Genomic DNA, 21,983 nt, shown 5'->3' on the forward strand with positions numbered 1-21,983 from the left:
ACTCACCAACCGACCGACTCACCAACCGACCGACTCACCAACCACCTGACTCGGCGGATCAGGCGGGTCGAGTCAGCGGGTTGGTCCGACCAACCACCTGACTCGGCGGATCGGGTGGGTCGAGTCAGTGGGTTGGTCGGACCAACCACCTGACTCGGCAGATCGGGCAACCACCTGACTCGGCAGATGGGTGGGTCGAGTCAGTGGGTTGGTCGGACCAACCACCTGACTCGGCGGAGTCGGGATGGCGAGTCAGGCGGGTGGTCGCCTCACTGTCCGCCCGCCGCCGGCACCGCAAGGCCCGCCGGCACCGCAAGGCCCGCCGGGAGCAGGCCGGGCAGCACGTCGCGCAGCGCGCCGACCCGCTCGGCCCGCGCCGTGCCCCGCAGCCGCTCCACGGGAGCCGTGATGCTGACGGCCGCGACGGCCCGCCCCGCGCGCAGCAGCGGCACGGCGACGCAGGCGATGCCGCGCTCGTTCTCCTCGGTCTCCCCGGCGACCCCGCTCCGCCGCGCCTCGGCCAGCACGTCGCGCAGGTGCCCCGTCCCGGTGTCCGTGCCGGCGAACCGGTCGAGCGCGGCGTCGTCGAGGTCCTGCACCGACAGCAGGGCACGGCCCAGCGCGGTGGTGGCGGCGGCGCGCCGCCGTCCGACGGCCGACCAGACGCGGACCGCGCGCTGCGGCTCGACCTTGTCGAGGTAGACCACCTCGCGCCCGGCGAGCACGCCCAGGTGCACCAGCTCGTCGACCTCCGCGCTGAGCGCGGTCAGGGCCGGGTGCAGCAGCGCGGGCAGGTTCTCCTCGGCCAGGTAGGAGCTGCCCAGCGCCAGCGCGGAGGGGCCGAGGCGGTAGGCGCCGTCCGCGGTCTGTTCGGCGTAGCCGCGGTGCCGCAGCGCGGCGAGCGTGCGGTGCAGGGTCGGCTTGCTGACCCCGACGGCCTGGGCCAGCGTGGCCAGGGGCGCGCCCGCGGCGCCGAAGCCCGCGAGGGTGTCGAGGGCCAGCAGCGCCTTGTCCACGCCGCCGAGCGGGCTGGCTTCCATGGGACTCCCTCACGTAGCATGCGTTTCGCAGTGAACAACAAGCGTTCACCATAGCGAAACGGAGCACGCATGTCATCCCCCGACAACCCGGTCCTCGAGGCGCTCGCCGCGCACCGGCTCGTGCCGGTCGTCGTGGTCGACGGCGCCGACGAGGGCGCCCGGCTCGCGGACGCGCTCGTCGCCGGCGGGCTGCCCGTCGCCGAGATCACGCTGCGGCTCGCGGGCGGCCTCGACGCCATCCGCGCGGTCGCGAAGAACCAGCCCGACGTCGTGGTCGGAGCGGGCACCGTGACCACGGTGGCCCAGGTCGACGACGTCGTCGACGCCGGCGCCCGCTACATCGTCTCCCCGGGGCTGTCGGCCGCCGTCGTGCGCCGCGCGCAGGAGCACGGCATCCCCGTGCTGCCTGGCGTCGCCACGCCGTCGGAGATCATGGCGGCGCTCGACCTCGGCGTCGACGTGGTCAAGCTGTTCCCCGCGTCCGTGGTGGGCGGGCCGGCCGCCATCAAGGCGTTCTCCGCGCCGTTCCCCGGCCTGCGGTTCGTGCCGACCGGCGGCGTCAGCGCCGCCAACCTCGGCGACTACCTCGGTCTGAAGCCGGTCCTGGCCGTCGGCGGCTCCTGGATGGTCGACCGCGCGCTCGTCACCGCGGGGGACTGGGCCGAGATCACTCGCCGCACCCGTGACGCCGTGGACCTCGCGGCCAAGATTGACCAGGAGAAGAACCGATGACCTCGCTCAACGTCCGCCCCGCCGCCGAGAGCGCCTACGACGTCGTCGCCCTCGGCGAGGTCATGCTCCGTCTCGACCCGGGCGACCGCCGGGTGCGCACCGCCCGCAGCTTCGACGTGTGGGAGGGCGGCGGCGAGTACAACGTGGCGCGCGGCCTGCGGCGCTGCTTCGGCCTGCGTGGCGCGATCGTCACGGCGCTGGCCGACAACGAGATCGGCCGGCTCGTCGAGGACTTCATGCTCACGGGCGGCCTCGACACGCAGTACGTGCAGTGGGTGCCCTACGACGGTATCGGCCGCACGGTGCGCAACGGCCTCAACTTCACCGAGCGCGGCTTCGGCGCGCGCGGCGCGGTGGGCGTCAGCGACCGCGGTCACACCGCCATCGCGCAGATGCAGCCCGACGACGTGGACTGGGACGCGCTGTTCTCCCGCGGCGTGCGCTGGCTGCACACCGGCGGCATCTTCGCGGCCCTCTCGGAGTCGTCGGCCGACGTCGCCGAGGCCGCCATGTCCGCGGCCCGCCGGCACGGCACGATCGTCTCGTACGACCTGAACTACCGGCCCTCGCTGTGGAAGGGCATCGGCGGGGAGGAGCGGGCACGCGAGGTCAACCGGCGCCTGGCCGAGCACGTGGACGTGATGATCGGCAACGAGGAGGACTTCACGGCCTCGCTCGGCTTCGAGGTCGAGGGCGTCGACGAGAACCTGACCGACCTGCACACGGGCGCGTTCCGGGCCATGATCGAGACGGCGTCGGAGGCGTACCCCAACTTCCAGGTGATCGCCACGACGCTGCGCGGGGTGCGGTCGGCGTCGCGCAACGACTGGGGCGCGATCGCCTGGTCCCGCAAGGAGGGCTTCGCCGAGGCGACGCACCGGGCGGACCTGGAGATCTTCGACCGCGTGGGCGGCGGCGACTCGTTCGCCTCCGGCCTGGCCTACGGGCTGATGGAGCTCGGCTCGCTCCAGGAGGCCGTCGAGTACGGCGCGGCGCACGGTGCGCTGGCCATGACCACCCCCGGCGACACCACCATGGCGACGCTCGCCGAGGTGGCCAAGCTGGCGGGCGGGGGCAGCGCGCGCGTGCAGCGCTGACGAGGGTCGCGGGGCGAGGTCGGGGGTCCGGTCGGCGGGTGTCCGCAGACCGGACCGATCTCGCCCCCGACCAGCGCAGACAGGGTGCACGGTGCAAGGATTGGTGCCATGTCCAAGAGCATCCTGTTCATCGGTGGAAGCGGAATCATCAGTCATGCCTCGGTGGCCAGAGCCGCACGGCTCGGGCACCGGGTGACGGTGCTCAACCGGGGCAGATCCTCGATCCGGACGGTGCCGTCCGAGGTGGAGACGCTGGTCGCGGACGCGAACGACGCCGAGGCCGTGGCGGCCGCCCTGCGCGGCCGTGAGTTCGACGTCGTCGCCCAGTTCCGGGCGTTCGGGCCGGAGCACGTGGCGCGCGACGTCGCGCAGTTCGCGGGCCGCACCGGGCAGTACGTGTTCATCTCGTCGGCGTCGGCGTACCAGACGCCGCCGTCGCGGCTGCCCGTGCGGGAGTCGACGCCGCTGCGCAACCCGTTCTGGCAGTACTCCCGCGACAAGATCGCGTGCGAGGACCTGCTGGTGCGGGAGTACCGGGAGAACGGGTTCCCCGTCACGATCGTGCGGCCGTCGCACACCTACGACCGCACGGTGCTGCCGACGTCGGGCGGTTGGACGGACGTCGCCCGCATGCGCGCGGGCAAGCCCGTCGTCGTGCACGGGGACGGCACCTCGCTGTGGACCATCACGCACACCGAGGACTTCGCGGTCGGGTTCGTGGGCCTGCTCGGCCACCCGCTCGCGGTGGGGGACACCTTCCACATCACCGGCACGCACGCGCCCACCTGGGACCAGATCTACACGTGGCTGGCCGAGGCCGCGGGCGTGCGCAGCCCCGACCTGGTGCACGTCGCGTCCGAGACGATCGCGCGGGTGCTGCCCGACCTGGGCCCCGGTCTGGTGGGCGACAAGGCGCACTCGATGGTCTTCGACATCTCGAAGGTGCGCACGCTCGTCCCCGAGTTCGGCACCACCATCACCTACGACATCGGCGCCGAGGAGCAGGTGTCCTGGTTCGACAACCACCCCGAGGCGCAGGTGGTCGACGCCGAGCTGGACGCGGCCTTCGACCGGCTCGCGGCGCACGCCCGCTCGGTCTGAGGGCGCGCGCCCTGGTCCCCGGCCCGACCGGACCGGCGACCAGGGCGCGCGGACGCCCCTGGTGCCGGCGTCTCAGACGAACCGGTCAGGCCGGCAGCCCGCGAGCTCGGGCGCCGCGACCCCCGTCGTGATCTCCTCGGCGGCGAGGCGGCCGGCCGCGGCGGCCAGCGTGACGCCCGCGTGCATCACGGCGAGGTACAGCCCGGACGTGCCCGGTTCGGCTCCGACGATCGGTTCGCCGTCCGCCGGCATCGGCCGCCAGCCGATCTCCGCGGAGACGATCTCGACGTCCGACGCCCCGGGAAAGAACCGGAGCAGGGACCGCCGGGCGGCCTCGGCGGTGTCCTGGAGGGCAGCTCGGTTCGTCTGTCCCTCGTAGGCCAGCGGAAGCAGCAGGGTCCCGTCCGGACGCTGCCGCACCTCCAGCTCGGGGCCGGCGACGATCGTCCGTACCAGCCCCGGCGTGGCGCGGAGACGCACCAGGACGGCCGGTGACGACTCGACCGGCACCTCGACACCGATGCCGGCGCACAGGGTGGCGGTCCCGGCCCCTGCGGCCACGACGACGGTCGTGGCCGGGAGCACCCCGGCACCGGTCCGGACGCCCGTCACGGCCGAGCCGTCGCGCACGAGCCCGATCGCCGGGGTACCGACGCGGAGCTCGGCGCCACGCTCGACGGCCGCCGCGACGAGCAGCTCCGTGACCTCGACGGGGTCGAGGGCGCCGTCGTCCGGGGCGTGGTGCGGGGTGCCGGGACCCGGCACGAGGCCGGGTTCGATCGCACGGACGTCGGCGGCCGCGCCGCCGGGCCGGCCCGCCTCGCCGGAGCCTTCGCCGGACCCGTCGCCGGAATCGTCCCCAGTGCCGTCCCAGGTGAGGGACCCGGACCACGAGATACGGAGGCCGGGCAGCTCACGCTGAAGCCGCCGGTACTCGTCCAGGGCGAGAAACCGCAGCGGCGCCGAGGGAAGGTCGGAGGTCTCCGGCCGCCCGATCCACGCGAACGACGATCCGGTGGCGCCGGAGGCGGGCAGGCCCGCGTCCAGCAGGGTCACCGCCTGCCCGCGCGCGGCGAGGTGGTACGCGAGCGACGCACCGACGATGCCGGCGCCCACCACGATCACTCGGTTCGACATGAACCCCACCCTCTCAGGTCAGGGGTGCCGTCGACTCCCGGACCACCAGCTCCGTGGAGAGGTTGAGCCGGCGGACCTTGGGCGACCTGCCCCGGGCGATGTCGAGCAGGATCTGGGTGGCGGCCGCGCCCATCTCGCGGAGCGGCTGTCGCACCGTCGTGAGCGGCGGGCCCACCCAGGAGGCCAGCGGCAGGTCGTCGTAGCCCACCACGGAGAGGTCCTCCGGCACCCGCAGGCCGAGCTGGTGCGCGGCCCGGAGCACGCCGAGGGCCTGCATGTCGGACCCCGCGAACACCGCCGTGGGGCGGTCCGGCCGGGACAGCAGATCCAGCCCCATCTCGAAGCCCGCCTCGACGTAGAAGTTCCCCTCGCGCACGAGCGCGGGGTCCACGGCGGCGCCCGCCTCCTCGTGCGCCGACCGGAACCCGTCGACGCGGGCGCGGCTGCACAGCATGTTCCACGGCCCGGTGATCATGCCGATCCGGCGGTGGCCCAGCGCGAGCAGGTGCCGCGTGGCCTGCAGCCCGCCGTTCCAGTTGTCGGAGCCCACGGAGGCGACGTCGGCCGGCGGCTCGCCGTCGGTGTCGATCACCACGTACGGGATGCCGCGCCGGTCGAGCTGCTGGTGCTGCGCCTCCGAGAGGTTCGCGGCGACGAGCAGCACGCCCAGCGGCGGCCGCGCGATGGTGGTGTCGAGCCACCGGGCCGGCGGCCGGTGCTCGCCGCCCAGCTCGGACAGGATCACGCTGGTCCGCAGCTCGGCGGCGGCGTCCTCCACGCCCCGGATGATCTCCATGGACCAGGCCGAGCCCAGGCGGTGGAAGACCAGGTCGATCAGCCCGCTGCCCGCGGGCGCCGTCGCGGGACGGCGCCGCCGGTACTGGTGCTTCTCCAGCGCGGCCTCGACGCGGTCGCGCGTCGCGGGGGCGACGTCGGCCCGGCCGTTGAGCACCTTGGACACGGTGGGCACCGAGAGACCGAGCTCGCGCGCGATCGACGCGATGGTCGGCCCGGGGCTCACGCCGGTCATCGCACCCACCTTTCGGTCATGTCTGCGGAACTTTCGACCCGAAGGTACACCGTCTCGCGCCAGTATCAGGTCTCGTTCACGGCATGGAATGCCGTGTCTGGATCGTAATCGCCACGTTCTGGGCATGTCTTGACGTGTCGCCGGATCTCACCCTACTGTCCCTCACGACAAGCACTATCGGCATCGATGTCGATAGTTTCGAAAACGTTCCACAACGAGGTGGGGATGGCAACAGAGCTACGCGGCAAGGAAACGTGGGGCCTCGCCCTGCGCAAGCACTGGCGCCTCTACACGCTCGCGCTCCTGCCGATCATCTGGTTCCTGGTGTTCCGTTACCTGCCCATGGCCGGCAACGTCATCGCCTTCCGCCGGTTCCGGCCGGGCGGGTCGATCTTCGGCGAGGAATGGGTCGGCTTCTACTACATCGAGCGGTTCATCCAGGACCAGGCGTTCTGGCAGGCGTTCCAGAACACGGTGATCATCGGCGCGCTGACGCTCGTGATCGTGTTCCCGCTGCCGATCATCCTGGCGCTCCTGCTCAACGAGCTCCGCTCGCGGGTGTTCAAGCGGTTCGTGCAGACGGTCAGCTACCTGCCGCACTTCATGTCCGTCGTGATCGTGGCGGGCTTCGTGTTCGAGCTGACGTCGCTGGACGGCACGGTCAACCGGCTGGTCAAGCTGTTCGGCGGGGACCCGATCTCGTTCATGCAGCAGGCCGACTGGTTCCGCACCATCTACGTGTCGTCCGAGGTCTGGCAGACGGTGGGCTGGGGCACGATCCTCTACCTGGCCTCGCTGACCACCATCGACGCGCAGCTCTACGAGGCGGCCCGCATCGACGGCGCCAACCGCTGGCAGCAGACGTGGCACGTCACGCTGCCCGGCATCCGGCCCACGATGATGGTCCTGCTCATCCTGAACATCGGCCAGTTCATGCAGGTGGGCTTCGAGAAGATCTTCCTGCTCTACAACACGCTGACCCAGCCGACGGCGGACGTGATCTCCACGTACATCTACCGCGTCGGCCTCACCTCCGGGCAGCTGAGCTACGCCACGGCGATCGGCCTGTTCGAGGCCGTGATCGGCCTGGTCCTCGTCTTCTCCGCCAACGCCATCTCGCGCCGAGTCACCGGGAGCTCCCTGTGGTGAACACCGCCCCCGCCCCGACCACCGACCCGGTGGGCTCCGACGTGCCCGACCTGACCCGGCCCCGCCCGGAGACCACCACCGTCAAGGACACGCCCGGCTACACGGTGTTCCGCTGGGTCAACACGACGATCCTCGTGCTCGTCGCCGCCGTCACGCTCTACCCGTTCCTCAACCTGGCGGCGCGGGCGTTCAGCTCCGAGGCGGCGATCCGCAGCGGCGACGTCACGGTCTGGCCCATCGGCTTCAACACGACCACCCTCATGTCCGTGCTGGAGCAGGACCTGTTCTGGCGCAACTACCTCAACACCGTGGTCTACACGGTGGTGGGCACCGCGATCGCCATGGCGCTGACCACGACGTTCGCCTACGTACTGTCGAAAAAGTACCTCAAGGGCCGCATGATCCTGATCGGGTTCGCGGTCTTCACGATGTTCTTCACCGGCGGCCTCATCCCGAACTACATCCTGGTCAGCGAGCTCGGCTTCAAGAACACCATCTGGGCCGTCGTGGTGCCGCAGGCGATCAACGTCTTCAACCTGCTCGTCATGAAGTCGTTCTTCGAGAACTTCCCGGAGGAGCTCGAGGAGGCCGCGGCGATCGACGGCCTGACCACCTACGGGATCTTCTTCCGCGTGGTGCTGCCGCTCAGCAAGGCGGTGCTCGCGACGATGGTCCTCTTCTACGCGGTCTGGTTCTGGAACTCCTGGTTCCCCGCGTTCCTCTACATGGACGACCCGCAGATGTACCCGGTCACGGTGTTCCTGCGGAACATCATCGCCGGCGCCACCGGCACCGGCGAGGGGCTGAGCGACGTCGCCGTCCAGATCGGGGCCAACGTCAAGGCAGTGACGATGCTGCTCACGGCCCTGCCCATCGTCTGCCTCTACCCGTTCGTCCAGAAGTACTTCGTGTCCGGCGTGATGCTCGGCTCCGTCAAGGGCTGAGCACACCCGACCACCGCACCGATCCGCCGTCGGACGACGACGTTCACACCCCGGAGGAAGTCAATGATGATCACCCCTAGAAAGGCTGCCGCGGCGACCGCCGCGGTCGCCCTCGGACTCACGCTCACGGCGTGCTCGTCCGGCGACGACGACGGCGCCGCCGTCGACATGGCCGACAAGATGGTCGGCGCCATGGAGGACTACGGCGTCGGCACCACCTTCAAGGCGACCGAGCCGCTGGAGTTCGGGCTCATGTACCGCGACCACCCGAACTACCCGCTCCAGGAGGACTGGTCGATCCTCAAGGCGTTCGAGGAGGAGCACAACGTCACCTTCGACATCCAGTCGGTGCCCCTGGCCGACTGGCAGCAGAAGCGGGCGCTCCTGATCAGCTCCGGCGACGCCGCCGACCTGATCCCGTCCACCTACGCGGCCGACGTCGAGACGCTCACCTCGGGCGGCGCCGTCCTGCCGATCTCGGACTACCTCGACTACCTGCCGAACTTCCAGGACAAGGTCGAGAAGTGGGGCCTGCAGGAGGACCTGGACCGGCTGCGGCAGGCCGACGGCAAGTTCTACGTGCTGCCCGGCCTGCACGAGAACCCGAAGCCCTCGTACTCCATCGCCATCCGCGAGGACTGGTGGGAGGACGCCGGCCTGGAGGACCCGAAGACCTGGGACGAGTTCGCGGACCAGCTCGAGGTGATCAAGGAGGAGCACCCCGAGCTCGACTACCCGTACACCGAGCGCTGGTCCATCAACGGCCCCATGGAGGCCACCCTCCAGGCCGCGGCCGGCAACTTCGGCACCGAGGCGGGCTGGGGCTACGGCGACGGCGTGACCTGGAACGGCTCCGAGTACGAGTACACGGGCGCGTCCGAGGGCTACAAGGAGCTCGTCTCCTACTTCGCCGACCTGGTGGACCGCGGCCTCCTGGACCCCGAGGGGCTCACGCAGGAGGACGACCCGGCCATCGCCAAGCTGACCACCGGCAAGGTCGCCGCCCTCGGCGTCAACGACCAGGAGATGACGCGGTACCGGACCGGCTTCGAGGAGGCCGGGGACAAGGACGCGAAGCTCAAGGAGATCGTGGTCCCGGCCGGTCCCGCCGGCAACATCATGGACGCCACCACCGGCGGCCAGTTCGAGTCCGGCATCGCGCTCTCGTCCAGCGCCGCCGAGCGCGACGACTTCGTGGCGATGCTGCAGTTCGTCGACTGGCTCTACTACTCCGACGAGGGCCTCGAGTTCGCCAAGTGGGGCATCGAGGGCGAGACCTACACCAAGGACGCCGACGGCACCCGCACCCTGGCCGACGACGTCGACTGGGGCGGGCTCAACGCGGGTGCCCCGAAGCTGCTGAACACCGACTTCGGCTACTACAACGGCGTCTGGTCGCTGGCCCACGGGTCCACCTCGGACCTGGTCAAGTCGACGCTCACGCCCGAGGTGCAGGACTTCCTCGACCAGATGAACCAGAAGGACGTCGCGGAGAAGGGTCCGGGCATCGCCATGGACGAGATGCAGCGCGAGGAGTCCTCGCTGCTGCAGACCAACCTGCAGGACCTGGTCATGACGGCGACGGCCCAGTTCATCCTGGGTGACCGGCCGCTCGACGAGTGGGACGCGTACGTCGGCGAGCTGGAGAGCGCCGGCATGCAGACCTACGTCGACACGGTCAACCAGGCCGCGGGCGTCACCGAGTAACAACTCGTTGAGTGCGGGATTTTCGCCCTCCGAACGCCGTTCGGAGGGCGAAAATCCCGCACTCAACACCGGAGGGGGAGTGTTGTGGAGCGGGTTCTCGTACCGGGTTCAGGGGCCGGCGTGCTCGGGGACGCCTGGCGTACCTGCGTGGGCACCGGGCGGTTCAACCTGGCGCTGCGCCAGGACTACCAGGAGTCGCTGACGCTGGTGCAGCGGGAGATCGGCTTCCGGTACATCCGTGGCCACGGCATCCTGCACGACGACGTCGCCGTGCACCGCACGTACGACGCCGCCGGCCACCGGGGCACGGCCTACGTGTTCACCTACGTGGACCAGGTGGTCGACGCCTACCTGAAGCTCGGGATCAAGCCGTTCCTGGAGCTCGGGTTCATGCCGAAGGCCCTCGCCTCCGGCGACCAGACCGTGTTCTGGTGGCTGGGCAACGTGACCCCGCCCCGCGACCCCGCCGAGTGGGCGAGCCTGGTGCGCGCCCTGCTGCGGCACCTCGTGGACCGGTACGGCCTCGACGAGGTGCGGACCTGGCCCGTCGAGGTCTGGAACGAGCCCAACCTCACGCACTTCTGGCAGGACGCGGACCAGGAGGCGTACTTCCGCCTCTACGAGACCTCCGTGCACGCGGTGAAGGACGTCGACGCGTCGCTCCAGGTGGGCGGCCCCGCCATCTCCCCGGGGGCGGACGACTGGTGGGAGCCCTTCGCGGAGTTCGTCACGCGGCGGGACCTGCCCGCCGACTTCCTCTCCGTGCACGCGTACAGCTCCGGCCCGGCACAGCACGTGCCGTTCGGCGTCTACCAGACCTTCCGGCGGCCCGAGCACCTGCTCGACCAGTTCGCCCGGCCCGGCAAGATCCTCGCCGGGACGGCGCTCGCTGGCCGGCCCCTGCACGTCACGGAGTTCAACACCAGCTACCGGCCCGACAACCCGGTGCACGACACGGCCTGGAACGCCGCCTACCTCGCGCCCGTGCTCGCGGGCGGCGGCGAGCACGCCGACTCCTTCTCCTACTGGACGTTCTGCGACGTCTTCGAGGAGGAGGGAGTGCCGGCGTCGTTCTTCCACGGCGGGTTCGGCATGCTGGGCCACCGTCAGGTGCGCAAGCCGACCTATCACCTGTACGCGTTCATGGCGCGGATGGGTCAGGAGGTGCTGGCGCGCGGCGTCGACCACCTGGTCACGCGCCACGCCGCCACGGGACGGGTGACGGTACTCGCCTGGCAGCCCGTGGGTGGCACCGACGACCCGGCCGAGCCGGACCGCCACGAGATCCGGCTGAGCCTCCCGGTCGGGTCGGTCGCACAGGTCACCGGAGGGACCCACGGGTCTGACCCGTCGCGGGTGTTCGCGATGCGGTACGACGTGGACGAGACCGCCGGCAACGCGTGGGCGGCGTGGCGCGAGATGGGCCGGCCCGCGTCGCCGTCGGGCAGACAGCTGGACGCGCTGCACGAGGCGAGCGAACCCGCCCGGCGCGCCTTCAGCCTTCCCGTCGTCCCGGCGGCGGACGGCGGCCGGGTCGAGCTCGACCTGACGCTCGGCCGGCACGGCATCACCCTGGTGACCCTGGACCCGGTCCGCGACGAGACCCCGCCCTGGCTGGACGACGCGCGGATCCTGGGCCGGACACCGAACCCGAACGACAGCCGGACCTCGAACGACAAGGACGACGCGTGACCGACTCGAAGATCCTGTACGGCGGCGACTACAACCCGGAGCAGTGGCCACGCGCCGTCTGGGAGGACGACTACGCGGCCTTCGACAAGGCGTCGATCGACACGGTCACGCTCAACGTCTTCTCCTGGGCCACGCTCCAGCCGGACGAGGACACCTACGACTTCGCACGGCTCGACGAGATCGTGGCCCGCGCGGTCGAGGGCGGGCGCGGCATCGTGCTGGCGACGTCCACCGGCGCGCTGCCGCCGTGGCTGGCGCACCGGCACCCCGAGGTCGAGCGCACCGACTTCCAGGGCCGGCGCCACGTGTTCGGGCAGCGGCACAACGCGTGCCCCAGCTCGCCGGTCTACCGGCGGCTGTCGGCGGAGCTGGCCGGCCGGATCGCCGGGCGGTACGCCGGCACGCCCGGCCTGGTCGCGTGGCACGTCGGCAACGAGTACGGCGGGTTCGACGGCGGCTGCTGGTGCGACCTGTGCGCCGCCGGCTTCCGCGACTGGCTGTGCGCGCGGTACGGCACGCTGGAGCGGCTGAACGAGGCGTGGAACGCGACGTTCTGGTCGCACACGTTCTCCGACTGGGCGCAGATCGTGCCGCCGAACATGCTCAGCGAGCACTGGCGCGGACCGGACCACACGGCGTTCCAGGGCATCACGCTCGACTACCGCCGGTTCATGTCGGACGCGATGCTGGCCAACTACCGCGACGAGAAGGCGCGCATCCGCGAGCACGACGCGACCACGCCGGTGACGACCAACTTCATGGGCATGTTCCGGCCGATCGACTACCACCGGTGGGCCGACGACCTCGACTTCGCCTCCTGGGACAACTACCCGCCGGGGCCGCGCGAGCAGGCGCGCATGGCGCTCGCGCACGACGTCATGCGCGGGCTCAAGGACGGCGCGCCCTTCTGGGTCATGGAGCAGACGCCGACCATCACCGCCTCGCGCGACGTGAACCCGGTGAAGCGGCCGGGCGTGCTGCGGCTGTGGTCGTGGCAGGCCGTGGCGCACGGCGCCGACGCCGTCCTCTACTTCCAGATGCGGCAGGCGAAGGGCGCGAGCGAGAAGTACCACGGCGCCGTCCTGGACCACGCCGGGCGCACGGACACGCGGTCGTTCCGCGAGGTCGCGGCCCTGGGCGGCGAGCTGGCCGGGCTGGGGGACGCCGTGGTCGGCGCCCGGACGCCCGCCCGCGTCGCGCTGCTCTTCGACTGGGACTCCTGGTGGGTCGCCGAGATGACGGACGGCTTCAACCGGCACGCGCGCTACGTCGACACGGTGCTGGCCTACTACCGCGCGCTGTGGCAGGCGGGCGCCCAGGTCGACGTGGTGCCCACGACGGCCGACCTGGCGCGGTACGACGTGGTGCTCGCCCCCATGCTGCACGTGCTGAAGGGCGACGTCGCCACGCGGCTCGCGGCCGTGACGGAGCGTGGGGGCTCGGTGCTCGCGTCGTTCTGGTCGGGGCGCGCGGACGAGGACGCCAACGCCTACCTCATGGACGCGCCCGGCCCGCTGGCCCCGTTGTTCGGTGTCCGGGTCGAGGAGACCGACTCGGCCGAGCCGGGCGTCACCAATCCCGTGGCCCTGACCGACGGGTCCGGCGAGGCGGTCTCCGCTGCGCAGCTCGTGTTCGAGGTGCTCGTGCCGGAGGGCGCCGAGGTGGTCGGCACCTACGGCGCCGAGTTCTACGCGGGCACGCCCGCGGTGACGCGGCACCGGCCCGGCGGGGCCGACGGCGGCGAGGCCTGGTACGTCGCGACCGGCCTGGACGACGCCGGGGTCGGGTGGGTGGTGCGCCGGGTGCTGGACCGGCACGGGCTCGTGGGCCCGTACGCCGACGTGCCCGACGTCGAGCTCGCCGTGCGGTCCAAGGACGGCGTGCGGTTCGCCTTCGTGCTGTCGCACGCGACCGGGCCCGTCGAGGTCGCGGCGCACGCGTCCGGCGTCGACCTGCTGACCGGCCGGACCGTGCGGCAGGGGGAGACGCTCCGGCTCGACCCGACCGACGTCGTGCTGCTGCGCGAGGACCTGCCCGGGGAGCCGGCGTGAGCTCCGGCGGGGCGGGCGGCCCGGGCTCCGGGCGTCGGGGGGACGGCGAGCGGCGCGAGTTCGGCGAGGGTGTGCTCGGCCGCGCCACCGCGCTCGTGTACTGGCACCTGATCGTCGAGCTGCTGCTCGTCGTCGCCGTGCTGCCGGGCGCGCTGGCGTCGCTCCTGCTGGAGCGGGCGCCGGGCAACGCGCTGCTCTTCGCGCTGTGCCTGCTTCCGGTGGGGCCGGCCGTGGCGGCGGGGCTGTTCGCCCTCCGGGACCGCACGCGGGCCGAGGGGCTCACCCCGGCGGCGTCGTTCTGGCGTGGGTACCGGCTGAACTGGGCGGACGCCCTGCGGGTGTGGGTGCCCGCGCTCGTCGTGGGCGTGGTGGTCGTGCTGGGACTGGCGAACGTGGGTGCGGGCGGCGTGCCCGGCTGGTACGCGGGAGTGCTGGTCGTGGTGGGCGCGGGCCTGGCCCTGTGGGCCGTGAACGCGCTGGTGATCGTGTCGTTCTTCGGGTTCCGCACCCGGGACTCGGTGCGGCTCGCGGCGCACTACCTGGGCGCCCGGCCGCTCGTGACGCTGGGCACGCTCTCGCTGCTCGTGCTGGCCGCCGGGATCGTGGTGCTGACCACTGAGGCGGTGTTCGGCCTGCTCGCGGTGGTCTGGCTCGCCCTCGTGCTGCGCAACGCGGCGCCCGTCCTGGCCGACGTCGAGCAGCGGTTCACGCCCGCGAGCTGAGGCACGATCAGGACAGCATTGTCCGATCTGCGGCTCGTGCGCCAAGGTGTGCGCATGGCTATCAAGCAGGGGGACCCGGGACGGCTGACCTACCGCTATCTACGCGTGGCGATCGTGGCCGTGGTGCTGGTGCTGTTCGTGTCGCTGACCATGCAGATCGTCGCCGACCACGGGCGGCTGGACTCCGGCGAGGAGTGGTGGCACGCGTCCATCAGCGCCTACTTCTACTCGCCGGTGCAGAGCATCTTCGTGGGCACGCTGGTGGCCATCGGCACGTGCCTCATCGCGATCAAGGGCCGGCACGGCGCCGAGGAGGTGCTGCTCAACTTCGCGGGCATGTTCGCCGTGGTCGTCGCCCTGGTGCCCACGCCGCTCGACGTCGCGATGTGCACCGGCGAGCCGTACTGCGTGGACGTGCCCGAGCGGGTCGGCAACAACATCGGCACGCTGCTGCTGGTCGGCGGCCTGGTGCTGGTGCTCGCCACCTGGCCGCGGCGCCGCGACCTGGGCGGCCACCACGGCTGGGACCTGTGGCTCACGTGGCTGACGTGGGCAGCGACCGGTGTCTGGCTGCTGGTGTGGCCCGGCAGCTTTCTCACGACGGCGCACTACGCCGCGGCCGTGCTGCTGTTCGGCTGCCTGATCGCCGTCGCGTGGATCAACGGCTCCGACCAGGCCGTGACCGCCCAGGCGCTCGAACGGCTGCGCGGCCTGTCGCCCGCGGCCTACCGGGTCTGGTACCGGTGGATCGCCGGGGTGATGGCCGTGGTGCTCGTGGTGGGCCTGGCGACCATGGTGGTGCTCGACCGCTTCGTCCCGGACCTGTTCCCGCAGACGCTGTTCGTGGTCGAGACCGTGCTGATGCTGGTCTTCGCGCTGTTCTGGACGCTGCAGACCATCCAGTTCTGGGACATCGGCCTGCCGGCGCGGGCGCGGGTGGAGACCAGCAAGGCCCCGGGCGACACCCCTGGCGCGTAACGTCACCCCGGTGACCGTGATCCGTTCGATCGTCCTGTTCGTGGCCGCGGCCGTCCTCGAGATCGGCGGTGCCTGGCTCGTCTGGCAGGGCGTGCGCGAGCACAAGGGCTGGCTGTGGATCGGCGCGGGGGTCATCGCGCTGGGCCTGTACGGGTTCTTCGCCACCCTGCAGCCGGACGCCGGCTTCGGCCGCATCCTCGCCGCCTACGGCGGCGTCTTCGTCGCGGGCTCCCTGGTCTGGGCCATGGCCGTCGACGGCTTCCGGCCCGACCGCTGGGACGTGATCGGCGCGCTCATCTGTCTGGTGGGCGTCGCCGTCATCATGTACGCCCCGCGGCCGGACGCGGGCTAGGCGCCTGCCCGCGAGGCGCCCAGCCCGCGAAGTGCCACAGGGTGCGGCTGATGGGGCCGGGCAGGCCGGATCGTCAGCACAGTGGCACCCGCGCCGATGACTTTTCCTGGTCCGCCCCGTCGGACCTGGCATGGGCGACGACGCTGCGGCTGACGTACGGGCACGTGTCCAGCACGCGGTCGACCGGCTCGTGGCCGACGGCGGCGAGGTCGGCCTCCAGGTGGCGGTCGTCCACCGGGGCGACCTCGTGGTCGACGCCGTGGGCGGGCTGGCCGACGCCCGGCGAGGAGCGGCCGTCGCCCCCGACACCCTGTTCTTCGCCGCGTCGACGGCCAAGGGGATCGCCTCCGCCGTCGCGCACGTGCTGGTGGAGCGCGGCGAGCTGGACTACGACCTGCGGATCGCCGACGTCTGGCCCGGGTTCGCCACGCACGGCAAGGGCGGCGCGACGCTGCGGCACGTGCTGATGCACTCGGTCGGCGTGCCCGCCCCGCCGTACACGACGACCGTCGGGGACCTGTGCGACTGGGACCGGATGTGCCGGCTGCTCGCCGACGAGGAGCCCTGGTGGGAGCCGGGCACCGGGTTCGGGTACCACGCCCAGACCTTCGGCTTCCTGCTCGGCGAGACGGTGCGCCGGGCCACCGGGCGCACGCTGTCGTGGTGGCTCCGCGAGGCCGTCACGCGGCCGCTCGGCGTCGAGGACGACGTGCACTTCGGCGTGCCCCCGGCACTGCTGGGGCGGGTGGCGCGGCAGGAGCCGGCCCCCGGGCCGCCCTCGTGGCCCGAACCGGGCTCGCCCGCCGACCGTGCGCTCCCGCCCGGGATGCGACCCGACGCCGCTTTCGCCAACCGGCGTGACGTGCTCACGAGCGACATCCCCTCCGGGGGCACGATGTCGGCACGCGGCGCGGCCCGCGTGTTCGCGGGCCTGCTCGGGTACGGCGACGCCGCCCTGGTGTCGCCGGCCCGGCTGGCCGAGATGGCGCGGCCCGCGTTCGAGGGGCGCGACGCCGTGCTGGACGTGCCCTCGACGTGGGCGTTCGGGTTCGCCCCGTCGCGCCCGGGCGTCCTCCCCTCCCGCCCGGGGTCGGCCTTCGGTATGTTCGGCGCGAACGGCTCCGGGGTCTGGGCCGACATCGACACCGGTGTCGCGGTCGCCGTGATGCGCAACCGGTTCAGCCCGGGCTGGAGCACCGCCGGCGAGATCGACCGGCTCGTCGCAGAGCACTTTCCGACGTCGTCAGAAGGAGAAGCCTCGTGGACAACCCAGTGACCGAGCTCGACGCACGGTTCAGCGACCCCGGCGTGCAGCCGACCGCGTGGGAGGAGACGCAGGGGGTGCTGGAGAACGCCCAGCTCACCTGGCTGACCACCGTGCGCGCCGACGGGCGCCCGCACGTCACGCCGCTCGTCGCCGTCTGGCTGGAGGGGGCTCTGCACTTCTGCACCGGCCCCGAGGAGCAGAAGGCCGTCAACCTGGAGGGCAACCCGAACGTGGTGCTGACCACCGGCGACAGCACCTGGAACAAGGGGCTGGACGTCATGGTCGAGGGCCCGGCCCGGCGCGTGACCGACCAGCGGACGCTGGAGAAGCTCGCCGAGGCGTGGCGCACCAAGTGGACCGGGCAGTGGCAGTACGAGGTGGGCGAGGAGGCCTTCACCAACGACATCGGCGGGACCGCGCTCGTGTTCGCGGTCCAGCCGACCAAGGTGCTGGCCTTCGGCAAGGGCACGTACAGCCACACCCGCTACACGCCGCGCTAGCCCGCGGCGCGCCCGGCCTCCGCCGGGCCGCACCGGCTCAGTACAACCACGGCGCCTCCCGCCGCACCGCGTCGCCGAGCGCCGACGTGAGCGTGCCCACGTACGTGGCCGACAGGTGCGAGCCGTCCCGGTAGACCAGCACGTTCCCGATCACGGGCGGGCACGACTCGGGCTCGCAGATCAGGTCCGACAGGTCGACGTGCGCGGCGCTCGCGGGCATGCCGGGGTACGTCGGCACCGGGTTGCGCTCCGCGAACACCTCGGACCGGTCCAGCACGCACCGCGCGGCGTCGCGGCCGTGCGACGACACGCAGTTCGGCGGGCTCCACTCGAACCGCGGGTTGTCGCGGATCGTGACCACGGGGATGCCCGCGGCGTCGAGCTGCTGCCAGGCCGCCACCTCGGCGGGGAGCACCACCTCGGGCGCGTCCTCGTACGTGTGCGTACCGGTCACGAACACCGCGTCCGGGTCCAGCTCGACGGCCTCGGCCAGCAGGTTGGCGCTCCAGCGTGCGCAGTCGTCGGTGGGCACCGCCTCCAGCCGCACGCGGCACTGCCCCTTGCCCGCCAGCAGCACGCGCCACCCGTTCTGCTCGCCGACCTCGGTGAGGGCCGGTGCCCACTGGTACGTGTGCGAGCCGCCCGCCACGAGCACCGTCCGGACGGGGTGGTCCGGGTCGTGGAGGGTGCACACCCGCACCTCGTCGAACCCCGGCCCGTTCCCGTGCTCCTGGATGCAGCGCGGGTCGTGGTCGGTCGGGGGCAGGTCGTGCTTCGCCACCTCGGGGTCGGGCTGCACCGGCGCCGGGTCGGGCGCCTCCGTGGTCGTGGTGTTCGGCGCCGCCGTGGCGCCCGCGGGTGCGGCGAGCCCGTCCGACGTCGCCTGCGGGCGCAGCGCCCCGGCCCCCGCGTACTCGGTGCCGAGGTGCTCCAGCTGCTCCAGCTTGGCCGCCTCGCGCGTCTCGACGCCGATGCTCGCGGCGGCCGTCGGCACGATGACGAGCGCCGTGGCGGCGCCGGCGGCCACCAGGGCGGCGACCGACCGGCGCAGCGTCAGCGCGCGCGGCACCGCGAGGCCCACGGGGCGCGCGACCACCTGCCGCGTGGCCCAGGCCAGCACCACGGACACCGCCAGCACCAGCGTCGCCCCGCGCCAGCCGACGGCCGGGAAGCCCCGGACGGCCAGGTAGAAGATGAGCACCGGCCAGTGCCACAGGTACAGCTCGTACGAGATGCCGGCCAGGAACCGGAGCGGCGCCAGGTCGAGCACGCGCCGGGGGCCCCACGACGCCGGTGTGCCCGCGCCCGCGAGCACCAGCAGCGCCCCCGTCACCGGCCAGAGCGTCCAGACGCCGGGAAAGAGCGTGCCGCCGTCGAGCAGGAAGCCGGACGAGAGGACGAGGCCGAGGCCGACCCACGCGCCCGCGGTGCGCAGACGCTCGGCGCCGTGCAGCGGGACGAGCGCGAGCAGCGCGCCCAGGCCGAGCTCCCAGAACCGGGTGGCGGTGTGGAAGTAGGCCACCGGCTGCAGCACCCCGGTGAGGTACAGGGCGCCCGCGAACGAGGCGGCGGACCCGACGGCGACGACCAGCGCGAGCCGCCGTCGGACCAGGACGCCCGCCCGCCGGCAGAGCCAGGCCATCGCGAGCACGACCAGCGGCCAGGCCAGCAGGAACTGTCCCTGCACGGAGAGCGACCAGAAGTGCTGGAGCGGGCTGGCCCCGGGGCCCGCGGCCCCGTAGGCCAGCTCGTTCGAGATCAGGTCCCAGTTCTCCACGTACAGGGCCGACGCGACGACCTGCCGCCACACGTCGAGCCAGCGCGCGGCCGGCAGCAGCACCCACGCGGCGAGCGCGACGGCCCCCAGCACCACGAGGGCCGACGGCGCCAGGCGGGCCGCGTTCCGCGCGTACACCGCCCCGAGCCGGAGGGTGCGCGACTCGGCGCGCCGCACGAGCGACCCGGTCACCAGGAACCCGGAGATCACCAGGAAGACGTCCACGCCCCCGGACACCCGGCCGGCGCCGAAGAGGTGGAACAGCACCACGAGCAGGAGCGCGAGCCCGCGCAGGCCGTGCACCTCGGTGAGGTGCTGTCGGGTCGTCGTCGTGGAGGCGTGCGGGGCCGGCGGGGCGGCGTCGGGCATGGGGGACCACCAGGTGCGAAGGGATTCGATCTACACACCTGGGGACGAAGTCCTCGGTCCTACCGTTGTGGTCGTTACCGAAGCGGGACCGGAGATCACCCGCTCAGTAGATGGTGCGTCCTCTTTCGTCCGGAATGCCAGACTTCCTGAGGAAGTAGGTGTTCACCTGGTCCCGCCACTCGGTGGCGCTGCGGAGCTGCTCGGCGAGCCGTTCGGAGACCCGCTCCGCGACGCGCCCCTCGACGTGCCCCGACACCTCCGACCACGCGCCGATCATCGCCTCCACCCGGGCCACGCCCTCGAAGTGGGTGTCGTAGATGTGCTGCACCACGGTCTTGCCGCTGTGCAGCACGTGCGTGTACGGCACGTGGTGGAAGAACAGCAGCAGCTCGTCGGGGCAGGTCGACGGCGACTCGAAGGCCGCCGACCACGGCGCCGGGTACTGCCCCGCGTAGCCGGTGCCGGTCCGGACCGTGCGGTCCACGCCGATGCCGTCGCGGTCCGCGAAGTGGTACGTGCCCCACGGGGTGTACTCGTAGCCGTCGACGTCGGGTCCGTAGTGGTGGCCCGGGCGCACCATGAAGCCCACCCCGAGCGGCGCGGTGTACTGCTCGTACGTCTCCCACGACCGGTCCAGCACGGCGTGCAGGGCCTGCCGGACGGCGTCCGGCGTACCCGGGAACGTGAGGCCCGCCCACTCGTCGAGCACGGCGGCCGGGTCGAGCGTCGGGTCCCAGCACAGCCGCCCGTACGCGTAGAGGTTGGCCTGCGCGAACGGGTGGCCCGTCCAGAACTCGTCGTCGCCCACGTTGGAGACGGCGGCGAACCCGCCCGCCGGCTTGCGCCAGGTGCCCGTGCCCGGGTCCTCGACGGCCTTGCCGCGGCCCGTGGCGAGGTCCGCCACGGTGGGCGAGCCCCCCTCCCGGCCGGCCGGGTCCCAGAAGCGGAACCCGAGGATCTGGCTCCACTGCGGGCCGAGGTACACGGCGTGCTGCTGCTGGCCGGTGTACTCCTGGGTGATCTGCACCTCCAGCGCCACCCGGGTGTGCGGCATCGCGGCCAGCACGGGGGAGAGGGGCTCGCGCACCTGGAAGTCCAGCGGCCCGTACTTGACCTGCAGCACCACGTTGTCCGAGAACGCCCCGTCCAGCGGGTGGAAGTGGTCGTACGCGGCGCGGGCGCGGTCGGTCGACCGGTCGCGCCAGTCCTGCCGGTGGTCGTAGACGAACGCCCGCCAGTGGATCAGGCCGTCGTACGGCTCGACCGCCGCGGCCAGCATGTTCGCGCCGTCGGCGTGCGTGCGCCCGTAGGCGAACGGCCCGGGCTGGCCCTCGGAGTCGGCCTTGACCACGAAGCCGCCGAAGTCCGGGATCGCGTCCCAGACGCGCGCCGCCGCGCGCGCCCACCAGTGGGCGACGCCCTGGTCGAGGGGGTCCGAGGTGGGCAGGCCGCCGAGCGTGATGGGCGACGCGAACGACACCGACAGGTGCACGCGGATGCCCCACCGCCGGAAGACGGCGGCCACGCGGACGACGTCGCCCAGGTCCTCCGTGAGCAGGCGCGCCTCGCGCGCGTGCACGTTGACGTTGTTGATCGCCACGCGGTTGATCCCGACGGCGGCCAGCAGCCGCGCGTACCGCTCGACCCGGGACAGGTCGGCGTGGACAAAACCGTTGTCGTAGAAGATGGAGCCGCCCGAGTAGCCCCGTTCGACCTGGCCCATCACGGGGTGCACGTCCACGTTGTCCCAGTGGTCGAGCATCCGGAGGTCCGTGGCGGGGGCGTGGGTCTCGTCGACGTCCGGGCCGTCGAACGCGGCCTCGCCCAGGCGCACCACGTGGAACAGCCCGTGCAGCAGCCCGGCGTCGCACGCGGCCTGCACGACGACGGCGCCCGCCTCCCGCGTGAGCCGGAAGCTCTCGTCCGTGCCCGGGGCGGCGTCCGCGGCGGCGACGGCGCTCGCGCCGCCCGCGTCCGGGGGCGTCAGGGTGAGCACCAGCTCGGCGTCGGCCACGCCGTCCCCCACCTCGAGGCGGGAGAACGCGCCGCCGAACCGGGAGGTCGCCGCGGCGACCTCCTCGGCGACGGTGCCGGCGAGCGCGCCGTCACCGGCCACCACCACCCGGCGGCTGCCGATCGCGGCGAACGCGTCGTCGGGCAGCCAGGCCGGGTGGGTGGCGTGGTCGGTGATCGGGCGCGGGGAGTCAGCGGTCACGGGGTTTCCCATCCGTCTTAGAGGTTGATGTGCGGATATATGGGGGTCTACTGGAACTTTGCCCCAGTGACACCGCCCGGGTCCACCCGGGGCGCCCGGTCTGTCCGGTCCGTGAAAAAGCCG

The 21,983-nt window shown here is 72.4% G+C and carries 18 protein-coding genes; 13 read left to right on the forward strand and 5 right to left on the reverse strand.

Annotated features, from left to right (window positions below):
- Nucleotides 1-269: 269 nt before the first annotated feature.
- Nucleotides 270-1,040, reverse strand: a complete 771-nt coding sequence (locus QRN56_RS23595) for an IclR family transcriptional regulator (protein WP_285107411.1) — start codon at nucleotides 1,038-1,040, stop codon at nucleotides 270-272.
- Between the two features lie 69 nt (nucleotides 1,041-1,109).
- On the opposite strand from QRN56_RS23595, the gene eda reads away from it, so the two are divergent.
- The 3 genes from eda to QRN56_RS23610 all read left to right on the forward strand — a co-directional run bounded on the left by eda (nucleotide 1,110) and on the right by QRN56_RS23610 (nucleotide 3,970).
- Entirely contained in the window at nucleotides 1,110-1,772 is a 663-nt protein-coding gene (eda, locus tag QRN56_RS23600) for a bifunctional 4-hydroxy-2-oxoglutarate aldolase/2-dehydro-3-deoxy-phosphogluconate aldolase (protein WP_285107413.1), read from the forward strand.
- Nucleotides 1,769-2,869 (forward strand): sugar kinase, encoded by a 1,101-nt coding sequence (locus QRN56_RS23605; protein ID WP_285107414.1) that lies wholly within the window; start codon nucleotides 1,769-1,771, stop codon nucleotides 2,867-2,869. Before eda ends, QRN56_RS23605 begins: the two co-directional genes overlap by 4 nt.
- 108 nt (nucleotides 2,870-2,977) lie before the next feature.
- On the forward strand, nucleotides 2,978-3,970 hold the full coding sequence (locus QRN56_RS23610; protein WP_285107415.1) for an NAD-dependent epimerase/dehydratase family protein: 993 nt from the start codon (nucleotides 2,978-2,980) through the stop codon (nucleotides 3,968-3,970).
- A gap of 72 nt (nucleotides 3,971-4,042) precedes the next feature.
- Here QRN56_RS23610 and QRN56_RS23615 read toward each other — a convergent pair whose 3' ends face one another.
- Complete coding sequence (locus tag QRN56_RS23615) at nucleotides 4,043-5,107, reverse strand: NAD(P)/FAD-dependent oxidoreductase (protein WP_285107416.1); 1,065 nt, start codon at nucleotides 5,105-5,107, stop codon at nucleotides 4,043-4,045.
- Nucleotides 5,108-5,120: 13 nt separating this feature from the next.
- Entirely contained in the window at nucleotides 5,121-6,137 is a 1,017-nt protein-coding gene (locus QRN56_RS23620) for a LacI family DNA-binding transcriptional regulator (protein ID WP_285107418.1), read from the reverse strand.
- Nucleotides 6,138-6,362: 225 nt separating this feature from the next.
- Between QRN56_RS23620 and QRN56_RS23625 the strand changes: the two genes are divergently transcribed.
- From QRN56_RS23625 to QRN56_RS23670, 10 genes are all read left to right on the forward strand, one after another.
- The gene (locus QRN56_RS23625) at nucleotides 6,363-7,286 is read left to right on the forward strand and encodes an ABC transporter permease (RefSeq protein ID WP_285107419.1); all 924 of its coding nucleotides are present in this window, start codon (nucleotides 6,363-6,365) and stop codon (nucleotides 7,284-7,286) included.
- Nucleotides 7,280-8,230: a carbohydrate ABC transporter permease gene (locus QRN56_RS23630; protein ID WP_285107420.1), complete on the forward strand. Its 951-nt coding sequence runs from the start codon at nucleotides 7,280-7,282 to the stop codon at nucleotides 8,228-8,230. The genes QRN56_RS23625 and QRN56_RS23630 overlap by 7 nt, the downstream gene beginning before the upstream one ends.
- A gap of 66 nt (nucleotides 8,231-8,296) precedes the next feature.
- Nucleotides 8,297-9,937, forward strand: coding sequence for an ABC transporter substrate-binding protein (locus QRN56_RS23635; protein WP_350224602.1), 1,641 nt, complete (start codon nucleotides 8,297-8,299; stop codon nucleotides 9,935-9,937).
- A gap of 120 nt (nucleotides 9,938-10,057) precedes the next feature.
- Nucleotides 10,058-11,629: a GH39 family glycosyl hydrolase gene (locus QRN56_RS23640; RefSeq protein ID WP_285107423.1), complete on the forward strand. Its 1,572-nt coding sequence runs from the start codon at nucleotides 10,058-10,060 to the stop codon at nucleotides 11,627-11,629.
- Nucleotides 11,626-13,680, forward strand: a complete 2,055-nt coding sequence (locus QRN56_RS23645) for a beta-galactosidase (protein ID WP_285107425.1) — start codon at nucleotides 11,626-11,628, stop codon at nucleotides 13,678-13,680. The genes QRN56_RS23640 and QRN56_RS23645 overlap by 4 nt, the downstream gene beginning before the upstream one ends.
- Nucleotides 13,677-14,402, forward strand: coding sequence for a DUF624 domain-containing protein (locus QRN56_RS23650; RefSeq protein WP_285107427.1), 726 nt, complete (start codon nucleotides 13,677-13,679; stop codon nucleotides 14,400-14,402). The genes QRN56_RS23645 and QRN56_RS23650 overlap by 4 nt, the downstream gene beginning before the upstream one ends.
- Nucleotides 14,403-14,456: 54 nt before the next feature.
- Complete coding sequence (locus QRN56_RS23655) at nucleotides 14,457-15,380, forward strand: hypothetical protein (RefSeq protein WP_285107429.1); 924 nt, start codon at nucleotides 14,457-14,459, stop codon at nucleotides 15,378-15,380.
- A 10-nt stretch (nucleotides 15,381-15,390) separates the two neighbouring features.
- Nucleotides 15,391-15,732, forward strand: coding sequence for a YnfA family protein (locus QRN56_RS23660; protein WP_285107430.1), 342 nt, complete (start codon nucleotides 15,391-15,393; stop codon nucleotides 15,730-15,732).
- A gap of 130 nt (nucleotides 15,733-15,862) precedes the next feature.
- The gene (locus QRN56_RS23665) at nucleotides 15,863-17,008 is read left to right on the forward strand and encodes a serine hydrolase domain-containing protein (protein WP_285107432.1); all 1,146 of its coding nucleotides are present in this window, start codon (nucleotides 15,863-15,865) and stop codon (nucleotides 17,006-17,008) included.
- On the forward strand, nucleotides 16,993-17,499 hold the full coding sequence (locus tag QRN56_RS23670) for a pyridoxamine 5'-phosphate oxidase family protein (RefSeq protein WP_285107434.1): 507 nt from the start codon (nucleotides 16,993-16,995) through the stop codon (nucleotides 17,497-17,499). The genes QRN56_RS23665 and QRN56_RS23670 overlap by 16 nt, the downstream gene beginning before the upstream one ends.
- Nucleotides 17,500-17,536: 37 nt before the next feature.
- Here QRN56_RS23670 and QRN56_RS23675 read toward each other — a convergent pair whose 3' ends face one another.
- Nucleotides 17,537-19,645 (reverse strand): acyltransferase family protein, encoded by a 2,109-nt coding sequence (locus tag QRN56_RS23675; RefSeq protein WP_285107435.1) that lies wholly within the window; start codon nucleotides 19,643-19,645, stop codon nucleotides 17,537-17,539.
- Between the two features lie 103 nt (nucleotides 19,646-19,748).
- Nucleotides 19,749-21,860 carry an alpha-glucuronidase gene (locus tag QRN56_RS23680; protein WP_285107437.1) on the reverse strand — a complete coding sequence of 704 codons (2,112 nt, stop codon included), beginning with the start codon at nucleotides 21,858-21,860 and terminating at the stop codon, nucleotides 19,749-19,751.
- Between the last annotated feature and the right edge of the window lie 123 nt (nucleotides 21,861-21,983).

The organism is Promicromonospora sp. MEB111, from assembly GCF_030209445.1.
In the GTDB taxonomy this organism is placed as follows: Bacteria; Actinomycetota; Actinomycetes; order Actinomycetales; family Cellulomonadaceae; genus Promicromonospora.